Raw genomic sequence first — 14,573 nt, 5'->3', positions numbered from 1 at the left:
AAATATTCTCCTCGGCTATTATATTTTGATAAAACTATAGGTTGTTATATATCGTGTTTCGAACTCAAAATTTGACAACGTTTACAATTTCAAGTTCGAAACACCTTCAATGTTTATCTATTTAATACTGGCGTACCATACGTATGGAAGGTAGATACCGTTTTGTTTCCCCAAGCTTGGCCCTTCGCTCGGTCTTCTTCTGTCCAAGTAATTGGTTCCCAATCAGGGGCTGTAATATAGTATCCCCCTGTGCATAGTTCAATTCTCGTTCCACCTGGTTCATATACATATGTGGCAAAGGTTTGCTGTATAGCATGCTTACTCGGAGCAAATTCTATAAACACCCCATTATCTAAAAAGATGTCAGCTGCTCTCAAAACCGCTTCACGACTTTCTAAATTAAATGTAAGATGATGTAATCTCCCTTTTTCTCCTGTTCCATCCAAAGTATAAGCAATTTCATATGCTTTGTTCGTAAGATGCAGCCAAGCTCCAGCCTGTTCTCCATTATTGAGAACAATTTGTTCACTTAATTTACACCCTAATTCATTACGCATGAAGATACTATTTTTATCTATCTTTGAAGCAAGCAAATTAATATGATCTAGTTGCTTCACCCCTACCCCTCGAGCAGTATACTTTTGTGGTTGATTTTTTAATGATGGTTTTAAATGAACGGGCGGAGCATATTTTTCTGTTTCATAATATATTTCCATCACATGACCATCTGGGTCAGTGAAACGATAACTCTTGCCATGACCAATATCACCTTCTGTCCAGCCACGTCCATAACCCGTTCTTTCTATAGAATTGGCTCTTCTTTCTAGCGCTTCTAGACTGTACGTTCTCATCGCCATATGCCCTAAACCTGCTTTATTATTTTCTGTTAACTTTAAACTATACAATTCATAATCGTTCCACGCTCTTAAGTACACAGATTGTTTTTCTCTCTTTACTTCTTCCATCCCTAAAATATTTGTAAAGAAATTAAGACTATCTTCAATTTTTGGTGTTAGCAATTCTACATGCCCTAAATGAGCTACATCCCTTACTTGTTCATTATTAAGCATTTCAACATCCCCTTTAACCGAACAATATTGTTTAACAATTTTGATTATAAATAAATTTTCTTTTACTGTCAATCAAAGTTTGAATAGTCAGAAACTATGGATTTTTAAAGATTATAAAGAACAACTATATTTATAATGGACAAGACTATTAAATAATTAAAGTTGTTTAACTTCCTCTCTAATGAAATCAAATCTCTTTATATCTATTTGTAATTGACAGAATAATCGAAGTAAATCACAATTTTATAACAACATTGTTTAACAATTTTGTTTTCATTCAAGTGTCTGACATTTACTCGATATATCAGAATATGAAGTGAATAATTTAATAACGGTACAGAAAATCTAGAAATTCACAACAAAATGAGTAAGAATAAACTCATACCATACTAAAGTCTTTGAAACTCCTTTGACTAGAGGGAATATTTGCTGTTCAGATAAAAGTTAAAGGATAACAGGCTCTAAAAGAGCATGGGAAAAATCCAACAATAGAGGCTAAACATGTAGTACTTGCTCACAATGATTGGATAGTAGGAGGAAGAAAAAATACAATTTCAAGAAACCAATTATTACCTAAAAGTCTTGGTTTCTTCTTTTGTTCGTAAGGAGAGTAATTATATGATACTTTATATCATTGTCCTTTTATTTCTCATCTTTCAAACAAGTGTACGAGGAAATACTGTGCTCGTCACTTTATATGCTGTGGATCTTCATGCTTCACCTACCTATTTAGGTATAATTGTAGCAGCAACATCTCTCTTTCCTATGTTTTTTGCAAGTTATGCAGGGAGGTTATCAGATCAATGGGGCTATCGCTTCCTGTTTATTATGGGGACAATAGGGACAGGAATTTCCTTGCTATTACCCTATTTCTACGAAAATCAGTTATTTGTTCTTTTACTTTCACAATCTTTATTTGGACTGTTTCAAATTTTCACTATTGTAACGGTTCAAAATTTAATTGGGGCTTTAAGTAATAAAAAAACTCGTTCGCATCATTTCGCTGTATTTAGTTTAGGTGTTTCAATTTCTAATTTTTTAGGTCCTTTACTTACGGGTTTTTCTATTGATCATCTTAGTTTCTCTCAAACTTATTTACTACTAGCTATTTTTGCTATTGTGCCTGGAGTTTTTATTATGTTTAATATTATCCATTTACCAAGACCTTTAACTCCACCAATTGAAGAAAAGAATAATTTTAGAGAATTACTTTTTAATCGTTCACTTAGAAAAACTTATATTACTAGTGGCATCATTTTAACTGGGGTAGGAATGTATGAGTTTTATTTCCCTGTATATGCTAAAAGTATTCATCTTTCCGCCTCCCTTATTGGAATTATTTTAAGCTGTAACGCTATAGCTTATATCCTCTCCCGCTTATTAATGAAACCATTAGTAGATAGATTTAAAGAAGAGAGTATTTTAAGTGGCTGTTTATTTGTCTCTGCTGTAGCCTTTCTTCTGATTCCTATATTCACCAACCCGTTATTATTAATGATTTCTTCTTTTATTATGGGATTAGGACTAGGTTGCTGTCAGCCTTTATCAATTGTAATGGCCTATAATGCGTCTCCTCAAGGTCGTACAGGAGAAGTATTAGGGATACGTCTTACGATTAATAAATCTGTTCAATTTCTTGTACCGATTATTTTAAGTCCATTGGGATCCTTATTTGGATTCTCCCCTGTTTTTTGGTCTAATTCGATTTTGTTTTTGTTTAGCAGCTATTCACTTTCAGGGAAAAAGCATTTTTCAAAAGTAAATTTGTTTAATAAATAATGGCTTTAAAAGCATACTTTTAAAGCCATTATTAGAACAGATATTGTTACTAAAATAAAAGACAGTAAAGAGAATATGACAATAAGCCTGTTTCTTTTACTGTCTCTATTGAGAGAAGTAAACAAATGTCCTTTTAGTTATTTAAAGACAACCTATTATAAATTAGTGAAGGAACATGAGATTAGTTTTAGCAAGGATAATATAATAAGAAGAAACTTGTCAAAAATGTATAGATTTATAAATTGAGGTAAATAACCCGATAAGACCACCTATCACAGAGAGATAAGAAACAAATGGAAGACTAGATATTGGTTCATTTATCAATAAACTTCTCCCTCCATGAAAACACAACATAATACCATATAAACTAAATTATTCTTCCTTATATAATCAATGTTCTATGCAACTTTAGTTTACATAATGAAGATTATAAGCATTAAAGAAGGTTAGGCATCTAGTTACCCAACCTCAATTGAATATAATAAAAGAGAAGTGAATTTTTCTGAATATACAATATAACCTTTTGTTTCTTTCAACATCTTTCCTCATTGGTTGAAATTCATTATCCCTTTTCAAAAAGTTATTTATCTTCTCACTTTATCAAATTCCAAGTGCTTTTTTTGTTGCAGGCCCCACAATTCCATCTACTGTTAAATGGCGTGCTTTTTGAAATTGACGAACAGCCTGATCGGTATTCGCACCAAAAATTCCGTCTACTCCTTTGGTGCTATATCCAAGAGACGTTAACTTACGCTGAAGAATTTGCACTTGGCTACCTCGACTGCCTTTCTTTAAAATAGTTCCGGTAGAAGGTCCTGGTGTTGATCCATTGTTATTATTGCTTGATCCTATAAGTCCATATGCTATTGTAATAGAATCGAATGATTTTCCGGAAGTTGTGATGATAACCGTTGTATTGGTTGGCACTTGGCTAAATAACCACTCTACATCATTATCATACATACGAATACATCCACTGCTTACATAATAACCAATTGAACTCGGATTATTATTACCATGAATCGCATAAGTTGTACCCCATGTTCCGCGTGCATTCAAACCAAGCCATCGGTTCCCAAGTGGATTTCTTGGATCGCCCTCTGGGATGTTTCCCGTATAGTAAGAGGTCTATTCACAATCTTGTTCACAATCTTAAATGTACCTTCCCGTGTTAAAGAGGGCGTTCTCCCTGTTCCCACTTTAAAGACTCTCTTCAAATGGCTATTTTCATAATAAGCAAGCTGATTGTTTGCCTTATTAACAATGATAAATTTACTGCCTGCTGCAGAACTAGTAATTCCCTCTACACTAAAAAATACCAAAAAAACCAAAATGAAGAGTATAAACCCTTTTTTAAACAAATTCTTTCCCCCTTTCTAATCCTCAATACTCTCTCTCTTTTTATAATCTTTTCAATTTATTTAATGAACATTTTTCTTGTCCTATTACCAAATACAATATTTATGTAGATTAAAATTTTAGATGTTGAAAAAGCAGAAAAAAACCTACTGTCCCCGAAACAGTAGGTTTTTTCTATTTTATAGATTGTATATGATATATAAACATAGTTAATATAATCTTTGTTATCGGAAATTACTACTTGGGTTAGTACCAGCAAAGCTGACACTAGCCGCAATGTAGATGTAATTAAATTGGAAATTATTTATTGGTGACCTCGTTAGATCTCTCGATGATTGCAAGCTTTGAATAGATCTCATAGAACGTGCGGCCATGCCCCTGCCCGCTTCCACTTCATCCAACCAACTCCGCGTCGGGTCATGGTTCTTTCCCAATAAGATCGATGAAATTAACCGGCCTTTCTTTAAACGAACAACGAACCGCGAGCTCGGTATCAGTCTTCGATTGCCTGATAGACCAAGGTCCAGAAGTCATGGATAAGCCGCGATGAATCTGGAGTGGACGCTCCGACCTGGGTGAGCAGAATTCCGGTGAGCTGTTTTTCCGGGTCAGCGTACGTCGCGGTGCCGCTTCCGCCGTCCCAGCCGAACTGGCCGATGGACGCGTAGTCACCACGGTAGGTACGCACCGCCATCCCAAAGCCCCAGCCGCCGTGCTGCCCTTGGCCGAATGACACATGGACGTTGTTGCGGGCCATGGCGTTTCGGGCGGCTTGTTGCTCGGGCGTGAGGCGGTTGGTGGTCATCAACTGGACGGCGGGGCGGGATAGGATCCGTTCGGTCCCGTGCATCCCGTGATTCAGCAGCATCCGGAAGTAGGCGTGGTAGTCGTCGACGGTGGAGACCAGTCCGCCTCCGCCGCCCTGGAACGCTGGAGGCTGGCTGTAGCGTCCCCCCTTGGCTTCGTCCCAAACTATGAACCCTCCGGTCTGCGGGTCAGGGGCGTAGAGGGTTGGCAGCCGGTCAATCTTGTTGGCAGGCACGTAGAAACCGGTGTCCTTCATGCCCAAGGGGTCGAAAATGCGTTCGCGCAGAAACGTCTCAAACGACTGGCCCGTGACCCTGGCGACAAGCACACCGAGTAGATCATTGCTGATTTGGTACTGCCAGCGCTCTCCAGGATGGTGCATCAGCGGAAGCGTGCCAAGGCGGCGCATCCACTCATCCGGCTCGGGCATCGGCTCCGGTAGATTGGGCGTAAGCCCCTGCTCGAAGATCGCGTTCATGATCGGAGTGCCCAGCGACGTCATATCCATGCCGAGCCCGAACGTGGAGGTCAACAGGTCCCGTACAGTGATCGGCCGCCGCGCCGGCACGGTGTCTTCAAGCGGGCCGTCAGCCCGTTTCAGTACCCGCCGGTCGGCGAGTTCGGGCAGCCACGTCTCTACCAGATCGTCCAGCCGCAGCCTGCACTCGTCGAGCAGGATCATCACCGGCGCGACCGCGACCGGCTTGGAAGTGGACGCCATCCGGAAAATCGTGTCCCGGCGCACCGGTGTGCCATCGTCATGGCGCATCGTGCCGATCACTTCGACGTGCGTCTCACCGTACCGGCTGACCAGGGCGACGAGCCCAGGAATCTTCCCGGACTCGACATGCCTTGCAAGCACGTCGCGCATTCTGCTCAGCCCTGTTTTGGAGAAGCCGCTATTGCTTTGTCCCATTGTAATCTTTTTCATTTGGTTTTCCTCTCTTTACTTTTATTATCAGCCCTATTTGTTCTACAAATTCTGTTTTGTTATTCATGCTTGAAAGCCCTTTGTCACTCTATCTAATCTATTTTCTTTTGGATATAAATATAACTGTTCATTGAATTCTATACCTAAAGGTACGCTATCCGATAAATAAGATTTAAAGTTTTATGCGAATGTAACTTTAAAACAAAATTAGGTAAAACCTACTTATAATTCCTAATCGGGTAAAGTAACTAAATTTTGCATAAACAAAAAAAGAAGGTGTCCCAAAAGTATACCTTTTAGGAGCACCTCCTTTTTCTATATTAAAACATCTGTATAAGCTTCCTTGCTGAATCTGCTCCGTTTTTGATGCAGTCAGGAATGCCCACTCCGTAATAGGAACAACCGGCAAGAATGATTCCAGGATAGTCGGCTGCCATTTTGCTTTCCAGAGCTTCTACACTTTGCGGATGGATAATCAAATAATTCGGCATTTGGTCTGTCCAATTGGTTACTTCACTGGCTATTGGCTCAGCGTCAATCCCCAAGCTTTTGTGAATATCGCCTAGAGCAATCTCAAGCAGTTCTTCTTTGTTCATGTTCTTTAATGAAGCGAATGAAGGATGACTACTTTTATAAAAAAGTCTGACTAGCAGATTGCCGGATTTTGAGGTATGGACCCATTTTCGGCTTGTCCATGTACAGGCATTGCAAAACAATTCATTAGTATTCGCAGTGATGAAGCCCGTGCCATCCGCGGGCAGGATGCTGTCAGGAACGTCAAAGCCAAGATACACACTAACCAATGAACTGCTTTTCAACCCAGCAAATTCGTTTTTAAGATCCGGGTCATTGATTAAAGATTCAGCAGCTGTATGTGGAATGCTAAGTATGATGTAGTCCGCTTCGATCCTTTCCTGATTGTTTAGATACACATGATAATGGCTGTTTTCTTTTTCAATTTTATGGACTTTGGTATCTTTCAAAATTTCAGCGTCAACAAAATTTTCCTCAAACGCATCAATTAATGTATCTAAGCCATTTTGAAAAGAAAGAAACTTTCTTTCCCCGCCTTTAAATTTCTGTTTATTAGCTTCAAGCCCTTTTATAATACTTCCGTATTTTTCCTTATAATCTATTAAATACGGAAGAGAAGAGGCAATGGTTAAGTCACTAAGTTTTCCAGAATAGACACCGGAAAGAACAGGGGCAATTTGTTTTTCAACCAACTCTGTTCCAAGAAAATACTCAAGAAAGGAACCGATAGAATCGTTTTTCGTAAATATTTTATTAGTTGTATACAAATCCTTCATTGCCGCCACTTTTCCTTCGGCAGAAACGAGCGTGCTCTTCGCCAACGATTCTATGCTTGCAGGAATTCCGAAGACAGCATCATCCGGAATGGGCTTTAATTCTCCGTCAGTGTATATATAAGAACGGCCTGTCGCATTGTAAACAACATCCTTTTCTAAACCAAGTTCTTCAATCACAGGCATTGTTTCCAATTTACGGGACACAATCGAATCTGCACCTGCTTCCATTAAAAAACCATTTCGTTTGACTGTTCGGATTTTCCCGCCAAGCTGATTGGACGCTTCAGCCAGAACTAGCCTGACATCTTCCCTATTCGCCTTTTTCCATTTTTGTAATTCATACATGGCCGATAACCCCGTTATACCGCCACCAATCACAACAACTGTTTTCACTTACTTCCACCTCTTATATCATTCCATATCTTAGAAGGCGACAGGTGCCATCCAAGTATTTACAGACACTATCCAAATTTCCTCACTGATATTAATAATAGTGTCGCTGATTTTCAAATCCTTTTGTTTTATTATAAAGGTGAATGTTTTAGGATGAAAGGAATTAGCTGATTGTTAACATTGAAAGATGCATTTGAATAAGACCAACTCATTAAAGTAAGTGGTGTCTAACAATTGTGATACAGTTCAAAGAAGGAAAAAAACAGGGGAACAGTATATGTAATTCATCTCATTCAAAGTCTTATAATTGCTGTTCTTCTTACTTAGGTTATATAGATGTTCCTCAACTAACATAATCGTTAGTTGAAGAACAAAAAAAGATCGGCAATTAACTCTCCTGGTCTTCTGCGGTTTCAGATTTCATTAGTTTCAGACTATTTTCTCCGGGGCTTTCCACAATATGTTTCAATATAGAAAGCTTGTTTTCCCAGAACTTCTCGTAAAAAGCAAGCCATTGCTTTAGTTCCGTTAACGGCTCAGGATGCAATCGATATATTTTTTCTCTGCCTACCTTACGTCCACTGACTAGTTCTGCTTCTGAAAGGATACGTAGATGTTTGGCAATGGCGGTACGACTAATCGGAAAATGGGATGTAATTTCTGAAATAGGTAATTCCTTTTCTGCAAGTAATCTTAGAACCTCTCTTCGAGTTGGGTCAGCAATTGCTTGGAATACATCGTGCTTTTGTTGTGATGCGGACACTTAGCTCTCCACAGTCCTACGAAGATTTTCAATAATTCCTATCCATCTGCCAGACATTCTACCGTGAATAACTGAAGCCTTTTCGTTCGCTTTCTCCATAAGCTCATCCCGCTGTTTCCAACCGCCATGAATAAGTGTAAACTCAGTCTTTTCTCCCAACTCTTTTAAAATAAAGGAAACAAACCAACCTTCCGTATCCCATGTAAAAGAAAGACGGTTTGGCGGATCGATTTCTGTTACTTTACAAGGTGAAGGACCAAAAGGTGATTGCAAATGGAATTCATGACCTACTTCTGCTAGGAAATCATTTGGCATGAACCATGCTGCAATGCCATTAGCAGTAGATACTTGTTCCCATACCTTTTGAATCGGCGCTTCAATGACAACTGTTTGTTTAATATCTTGTAATGTATTTTCCATTCATTCTCCTACTTCCCTCTTTAAATACGAAACCTTTTGGTTTCACTTTTTCACATTATATAAAACCTTTTGGTTTCATGTCAATATTAATTTACCTTCACCTATTTATACTTATTCATGATTTGACAACCATTTTTCATAAATGAACACTAAAGATTTATTCAATATTTACTTAACATAACCCCGTTCTGAATGTAGAACGGGGTTAGAATATAGTGGTTTAATCTTTGATGTAAGATACTTTACTGTACTTAAAAGTAGAATAATAAAGTTGTTTAAAAACCTCGCCATTACTTAAATGTACATCTAAGCAAATAGACAACATCATAATTTTTCAGCTCGTTCATATGACTATCTATATCCTCATAAAAATCAGTAGACAGAGTACGAGTTCCCTCTTTGCTACTTGGATAACCTATACTCACTAAAACAATATTCTTATCCTTAATTGAAATGTTATCTAACGGATTACTTCCCGAGACATTACTGAAATTATCACCTTTCATGGTTTCTGGACTCCATGCCGTGCTTGTAGCTTCATCACTATGAATGCTAATCGAAAAACGAACTTGGTTGCTTTCTTCATTTGTTTTTGCTGTGCTAAAGACCATCATACCCTTATTTTTAACCTCAGTAGACATACGGTTTAACTCTCCAACCAATTTTCCTGATTTATACTTTTCAACCCACACATCTACCTCTTTATACTTATCATCAGTATTGAAATCAAATACAAAAGATTGATCTGCGGTGCCTGAGAGTAACGCTTTCTCTCTTTCCGTCAACTTAGCGCCAGAAATAGTGTAATTTTCAAGTTTTTCGAACCATCTCCATTGCAAGCAACTAGAGAAAGTGTAAGCACCGTTAACATGACAAATAATAATACTCTCCTCATAATTCCCCCTAACTTGACCCCATTTTTTATTCGTTACCGATTGGTCAACTTTTATATATAATAATGCAACCCTATATTGTTAATATAAATACATAATCTAAAGCGCAATCTAAATATTAACATATATACCATATTTATCATATAGGTGTTATTTAAAAGAATAACCCGCATTTTTTAAATTACTTTATGATTACTTTTGTCTTCTTTAAGTAAAGAATCCTTTTTTGAGGATTTCTAAATCTAATAACAATAGCCTACGTTCGGTTTTCTATTTATTAAACTGTTTTTCCATCGAATACATATTATTTATGACGGATTCCTCCTTGTCAGCTTATATAATTGAATATATAATCGCTAATGCAATCACTCTAAAAAAATCAGAATGTCTGTGAACCTAACAGCTTCATAGGCTATGTTAGGAGGAAACAATGTCAAAAGTAAGTGCAGTAGAACAAAACTATGCAATCGCAGCATTCGAGTCCGTTATCCGAAAGTCTGAGCATGCGTTAGATAGTATGGCATCAGATGTTCCGGCCCGTAAAACATTGATAAAACGATTAAAAGCCGCAAAGGTTGGATTGGCGGTTTTGCAGTCTGTCTGGCAGGAAAAGTCTTTTGAATACAATATGACAGAAAACAAGGAAGCACGAGATGTTTTAGCAGGAATGCTTCCGATGTTGGGTAAGTTTTATGATAAGGCAAAACAAGGCAGTTCACAGCATACATTAATACAGCGACGCATTGCTGCCTTTGAACTTGCAGTGAAATTTCTTGATGAGCGATCCTAAAAAAATTGGAGAGTGTAAGACAAAAAGCCGGAACGTCGATTTCCGGCTTTTATCTACAGTCTGAGAGGAGTTTTAAACAAATAAGAAAATATGTAGGCGTATATATGAAGGTTAAATCTACTAATCGTACCCTTCAATATAGATTAAATTTCTTTATTTAAAAAAGCGCCTGTACGTTGATAAATATCTCTATATTCATCAAGGTGAGTGAATTTACCTAAGAAACCATGAACAACACCTTTATATCTTTTCGTTTCCACATGTACACCAGACTTCCTTAAGTTTTCTGCAAATAGTTCCCCTTCATCGCGAAGTGGATCATATTCTGCCGTAATCACAAGTGCCTGTGGAAGGTTCTCTAAGTTTGTTTCTTTAACAGGCGAAACGAGCGGATTATTAGGATCTGTATTTTCACCTAAATAGAAAGCATTATATTCGGCTAGTTGATCACTTTCTAAGCCATAACCTTTTGCATTTTCAATGAGGGATGGGTAACGAAATTCACTAGCGTCAAGATCTAGTGCTGGATAATATAATACTTGTTTCGTAATGGTGAAGTCTTTTTTGACACGTGCCATAAGGGAGATAGCAGCGGCTAGATTCCCCCCTGCACTATCACCTGCAACAGCAAGATTCTTACCATCCCAATTTAATTCCTCTTTATGTTCTGTTGCCCATTTCGTTACATTATAGCAATCTTGTAAACCAGCCGGAAACGGATGTTCAGGAGCAAGACGGTAGCCAACAGAGATTACTTTGTAACCAGATTCGCTTGCAATTGGACGAACGATCTCGTCGTAACTTTCTAAATCTCCTGCAATAAATCCCCCACCATGAAAATACATAAGAAGAGGGTATGGGCCTTCTTCCTTTGGAGTATAGATTCGGACTGGTATATCTGCTTCAGAAACTGGGATGTTTTTTTCTTCAACTGAATAAACTTGTACACGTTTTCCAACAGGTAAGATAGGGATATAAGCTTTTCTTTGTTCTTCTGGAATGACTTCCTGTTTAGCCGGTAATTTTTGCATTAAATCAAACACTTTTTTTATTTGGGGATGTAATGGCATACTAAATAACCTCCTACATTTATTGTTTAGAATTTTTTTATTCGTAGTTTGCTATATTCAGATCTACGGATATTTTAGAAATAGTTTTTTTCAGGAAAAGCTGTTTCATTTTGTTCAGACGGAAATTGACGAGATAACTTTTGATATCTAATTGTTATTAGTTTTCTCCATGACTCGTATTGTCGTAATGTCTCTGGAATTGAATCTGCTTCACGCAACGCAATAGCCAATGCACCCGCATCTTATATCGCCATGTTTGCCCCTTGACCTTGGTTATGAAGCATAGCATGTGCAGCATCGCCGAGCAGGGGGTATACAATTAGAAGACCAACGCTCTAATGGATCAATATCATAGAGGGCTCGACAATTAAACTCTTCTATACTTTCTACGATTTGTTGGATTTTAGGATCAAAGTTTCTTAAGTGTTTGAGAATATCTTTTTTCTCTATATCCGGCCGCCATGATGGATCTTCGGATGGTACCGTAATATCAACCGAAATTTGCTTTCTATACTGTAATGGCAACAAATAGACCTGTACTTGCCCATCTACAAAAATTCTTAGTGTGTTATCAGAAGCAAGACCAAATGTAGCTTCTTCATTTATAATCGCTCGATAAGCATGATAACCAGAATAAACAGGAGTGACATTACAAAATATCGAACGAGCCTTTGAATGAATCCCATCCGCTGAAATAACTAAGTCAGCATCAACAGAGATACCGTTTGTAAAATGTGCTTCTGCATAATCGTTATAGGTGATGACACGCTCACACTTATGGTTCAAATGAACTGATTCAGGTGGTAATTGACTAATAAGAGTATTAATTAAATCTGCTCGATGAATTAATCTTGCCCATCTTTCATCTGAATTTTCAGTAAAAAGAGGGCACTCTTCTTTTATAAGAAGATCTCGATTACCGGTCAGTATCTCCATAAAATCGCTCTACCAACTCTTACTCTCTATTTCCTTATAAATTCTCTAATCCTTGAACAACTCTACAGATGGTGGACGCATACCAATACCTGCTCCAACCTCCTTTATAGCTGAGACCTGTTCATAGATTTCAGCATGAATTCCTTCGTTCTGTAGAGCAACTGCGGTTGCTGTACCACCAATTCCTCCTCCCATAATTATAACTCTTAAGTCGGCCTTTTCCTTATTTTTTAGCTTCATACCTAACTTCCCTTCACAAAAATAATTGGAAAATAAGTTTATGTACGATTAGGACACTGAACAAGCTCTATAATATATCAACACTTTACCTATCCAAAAATATATTCTCTTTTTTAAGTTTTGGTAATGTTAATCACCCTTTCATTTTTATATTTGTCATTATATCGATAGGAAAAATGTTCTCGTAAGTGAACATTTTGTAACATTCTGATTTTCCACATTGACAGAGCGATACGAAAATTTATAATACACCGATCCCTTTACCTACTAAAAGGAAAATACAAAAATACTTTTTCAAACTAACATTATCATCCCTCTACGAAGCAACACCTTGTCTTTATAAATGAATGATGGGAATAAAAAAAGATGTTCTCTTAATCGAGAACATCTTCTTCTATTTAACAAGTTTATTATCCAGTTTTCTTCTTCATCATTACCCTAGCGAATTCTCTTTTATATTTATCAAAATCTAAACAAAAAATTGGATAAGTCTTTATGTTCATTTTCAATCTAAAAATAGACTATTTCCCCTAGATTAAGAAAAAATGAATTATCGAAGTTCATGTGCTGCATTGTATTCCTAAATATAGAACCCCTCTAAAACTCTAATTCTCCTGTACTTCTAGCGGAAATTCTTTAAGTCCAAACACAAATGCACTTTGAATAGGCAATAATTCAAAATTATGGGGGATACAGATTTTTGAGAATTCTTTTGTTAATTGTTCAAAAGCAATTTGTCCTTCCATTCTAGCTAAAGGGGCACCTAAACAGAAATGAATTCCCTTTCCAAATGATAGATGTGGATTAGGTTTTCGATTAATCATGAACTGATCAGCATTTTCAAACTTATTTTCGTCACGATTAGCTGATCCAATCCATAGTGTTACAGAGTCTCCTTTTCTTATGTGCTGCCCTTTTATTTCCTTATCTTCTTTCGCAATTCTATGAAGTGCTTGAACAGGTGAACGGTAACGTAATCCTTCTTCAATGGCTAATGTAATATGCTCAGGATTTTGCTGAAGCCCTTGGTAATGGCTCGGTTCTTCTAATAACCCATACATTGTATTTCCAATAAGATTTGTTGTTGTTTCATTACCTGCTGCTAACAGCAAGCGACAAAATGAGACAATTTCACCGTCTGTTAGCTTTTGTCCTTCTATTTCAGCATCTATTAAAATAGAAATAATGTCTTCCTTAGGATGAGTTCTTTTGTATTTAATAATCTCTTCAAAATACGTATCCATTTCAGTAATACTTTGCGTACGAAGCTTTTGTAATCTTTGAAGTGCCTCTTCTGATGAATCTTCTGGTCCTGCAACTAATAAATCAGACCATCTTTTAAAGTCCCCCATATCTTCTTCGGGAACTCCAAGAATATCAGCAATAACCATAACAGGTAATGGATACGCTAAATCTTTAATTAAGTCAAACGTTGTTTTACCTTTCATATCATCTATAAGGTTTTCAGTAATTTGTTCAATTCGAGGTTTCCATAAATTTAATTCTCTTGGCGTAAAAGCTTTGCTCACAAGTGAACGTAATTGAGTATGACGAGGAGGATCGAGACTAAGAATGTTTGGTTCTCCTTGTTGAACAGGTCGCTGTGAAGAGAATACTTCCTTATTTTTGATAATTGCTTCAATGTCTTCATATAAGAATATATCCCAGCAATTCTCCTCTTCATTGTATGTAATAGGTGAAGTCTTTCTCATTTTTTCATACCATTCAAACCGCCCGTTCCAATTTTCCTCTGGAGTAGAAAATGTATGTCTTGAAAAAAACCCCAATGTTTTTTGTTTCATTATACTCGCT

Annotated in this window: 15 protein-coding genes; 2 read left to right on the top strand and 13 right to left on the bottom strand. The window is 37.4% G+C overall.

Annotated elements, in window-relative coordinates:
• Nucleotides 1–113: 113 nt before the first annotated feature.
• On the bottom strand, nucleotides 114–1,070 hold the full coding sequence (locus tag MOC86_RS14130; RefSeq protein WP_268584732.1) for a catechol 2,3-dioxygenase: 957 nt from the start codon (nucleotides 1,068–1,070) through the stop codon (nucleotides 114–116).
• Nucleotides 1,071–1,688: 618 nt separating this feature from the next.
• Between MOC86_RS14130 and MOC86_RS14125 the strand changes: the two genes are divergently transcribed.
• Nucleotides 1,689–2,849 (top strand): MFS transporter, encoded by a 1,161-nt coding sequence (locus MOC86_RS14125; protein ID WP_268584731.1) that lies wholly within the window; start codon nucleotides 1,689–1,691, stop codon nucleotides 2,847–2,849.
• A 600-nt stretch (nucleotides 2,850–3,449) separates the two neighbouring features.
• Here the strand turns inward: MOC86_RS14125 and MOC86_RS14120 are convergent.
• The 7 genes from MOC86_RS14120 to MOC86_RS14090 all read right to left on the bottom strand — a co-directional run bounded on the left by MOC86_RS14120 (nucleotide 3,450) and on the right by MOC86_RS14090 (nucleotide 9,671).
• A complete protein-coding gene (locus tag MOC86_RS14120; RefSeq protein ID WP_268584730.1) occupies nucleotides 3,450–3,908 on the bottom strand; it encodes a L,D-transpeptidase family protein in 459 nt (152 codons plus the stop codon).
• A complete protein-coding gene (locus tag MOC86_RS14115; protein WP_268584729.1) occupies nucleotides 3,905–4,210 on the bottom strand; it encodes a L,D-transpeptidase in 306 nt (101 codons plus the stop codon). The genes MOC86_RS14120 and MOC86_RS14115 overlap by 4 nt, the downstream gene beginning before the upstream one ends.
• Nucleotides 4,211–4,701: 491 nt before the next feature.
• Nucleotides 4,702–5,946, bottom strand: coding sequence for a serine hydrolase domain-containing protein (locus MOC86_RS14110; RefSeq protein ID WP_268584728.1), 1,245 nt, complete (start codon nucleotides 5,944–5,946; stop codon nucleotides 4,702–4,704).
• A 320-nt stretch (nucleotides 5,947–6,266) separates the two neighbouring features.
• Nucleotides 6,267–7,649, bottom strand: a complete 1,383-nt coding sequence (hemG, locus tag MOC86_RS14105) for a protoporphyrinogen oxidase (protein WP_268584727.1) — start codon at nucleotides 7,647–7,649, stop codon at nucleotides 6,267–6,269.
• Between the two features lie 388 nt (nucleotides 7,650–8,037).
• Nucleotides 8,038–8,412, bottom strand: coding sequence for an ArsR/SmtB family transcription factor (locus tag MOC86_RS14100; protein WP_268584726.1), 375 nt, complete (start codon nucleotides 8,410–8,412; stop codon nucleotides 8,038–8,040).
• A complete protein-coding gene (locus MOC86_RS14095) occupies nucleotides 8,413–8,832 on the bottom strand; it encodes an SRPBCC family protein (RefSeq protein ID WP_268584725.1) in 420 nt (139 codons plus the stop codon).
• Between the two features lie 290 nt (nucleotides 8,833–9,122).
• Nucleotides 9,123–9,671: a hypothetical protein gene (locus MOC86_RS14090; RefSeq protein WP_268584724.1), complete on the bottom strand. Its 549-nt coding sequence runs from the start codon at nucleotides 9,669–9,671 to the stop codon at nucleotides 9,123–9,125.
• A 484-nt stretch (nucleotides 9,672–10,155) separates the two neighbouring features.
• Here MOC86_RS14090 and MOC86_RS14085 point away from each other — a divergent pair, with 484 nt between their 5' ends.
• Nucleotides 10,156–10,515, top strand: a complete 360-nt coding sequence (locus tag MOC86_RS14085) for a hypothetical protein (protein ID WP_268584723.1) — start codon at nucleotides 10,156–10,158, stop codon at nucleotides 10,513–10,515.
• Between the two features lie 143 nt (nucleotides 10,516–10,658).
• Here MOC86_RS14085 and MOC86_RS14080 read toward each other — a convergent pair whose 3' ends face one another.
• From MOC86_RS14080 to MOC86_RS14060, 5 genes are all read right to left on the bottom strand, one after another.
• Nucleotides 10,659–11,585 carry an alpha/beta hydrolase gene (locus MOC86_RS14080; RefSeq protein WP_268584722.1) on the bottom strand — a complete coding sequence of 309 codons (927 nt, stop codon included), beginning with the start codon at nucleotides 11,583–11,585 and terminating at the stop codon, nucleotides 10,659–10,661.
• A gap of 74 nt (nucleotides 11,586–11,659) precedes the next feature.
• On the bottom strand, nucleotides 11,660–11,815 hold the full coding sequence (locus MOC86_RS14075) for a hypothetical protein (RefSeq protein WP_268584721.1): 156 nt from the start codon (nucleotides 11,813–11,815) through the stop codon (nucleotides 11,660–11,662).
• A 43-nt stretch (nucleotides 11,816–11,858) separates the two neighbouring features.
• On the bottom strand, nucleotides 11,859–12,521 hold the full coding sequence (locus MOC86_RS14070; RefSeq protein ID WP_268584720.1) for a hypothetical protein: 663 nt from the start codon (nucleotides 12,519–12,521) through the stop codon (nucleotides 11,859–11,861).
• Nucleotides 12,522–12,566: 45 nt separating this feature from the next.
• Nucleotides 12,567–12,761 (bottom strand): hypothetical protein, encoded by a 195-nt coding sequence (locus MOC86_RS14065; RefSeq protein ID WP_268584719.1) that lies wholly within the window; start codon nucleotides 12,759–12,761, stop codon nucleotides 12,567–12,569.
• 605 nt (nucleotides 12,762–13,366) lie between these two features.
• Nucleotides 13,367–14,563 carry a cytochrome P450 gene (locus tag MOC86_RS14060; protein WP_268584718.1) on the bottom strand — a complete coding sequence of 399 codons (1,197 nt, stop codon included), beginning with the start codon at nucleotides 14,561–14,563 and terminating at the stop codon, nucleotides 13,367–13,369.
• Between the last annotated feature and the right edge of the window lie 10 nt (nucleotides 14,564–14,573).

Source organism: Priestia endophytica (assembly GCF_026790145.1).
Lineage (GTDB): Bacteria > Bacillota > Bacilli > Bacillales > Bacillaceae_H > Bacillus_I > Bacillus_I endophytica_A.
The sequence above is the reverse complement of the archived record's forward strand: the minus strand, read 5'-3'. Positions and strand labels throughout refer to the sequence as shown.

Excerpts from the sequence above, each read along its gene's own strand:
- MOC86_RS14130 (WP_268584732.1), bottom strand. The coding sequence starts at position 1,070 with ATGCTTAATAATGAACAAGTAAGGGATGTAGCTCATTTAGGGCATGTA.
- MOC86_RS14125 (WP_268584731.1), top strand. The coding sequence starts at position 1,689 with ATGATACTTTATATCATTGTCCTTTTATTTCTCATCTTTCAAACAAGT.
- MOC86_RS14065 (WP_268584719.1), bottom strand. The coding sequence starts at position 12,761 with ATGAAGCTAAAAAATAAGGAAAAGGCCGACTTAAGAGTTATAATTATG.
- MOC86_RS14060 (WP_268584718.1), bottom strand. The coding sequence starts at position 14,563 with ATGAAACAAAAAACATTGGGGTTTTTTTCAAGACATACATTTTCTACT.
- MOC86_RS14070 (WP_268584720.1), bottom strand. The coding sequence starts at position 12,521 with ATGGAGATACTGACCGGTAATCGAGATCTTCTTATAAAAGAAGAGTGC.
- MOC86_RS14110 (WP_268584728.1), bottom strand. The coding sequence starts at position 5,946 with ATGAAAAAGATTACAATGGGACAAAGCAATAGCGGCTTCTCCAAAACA.
- MOC86_RS14085 (WP_268584723.1), top strand. The coding sequence starts at position 10,156 with ATGTCAAAAGTAAGTGCAGTAGAACAAAACTATGCAATCGCAGCATTC.
- MOC86_RS14080 (WP_268584722.1), bottom strand. The coding sequence starts at position 11,585 with ATGCCATTACATCCCCAAATAAAAAAAGTGTTTGATTTAATGCAAAAA.
- MOC86_RS14095 (WP_268584725.1), bottom strand. The coding sequence starts at position 8,832 with ATGGAAAATACATTACAAGATATTAAACAAACAGTTGTCATTGAAGCG.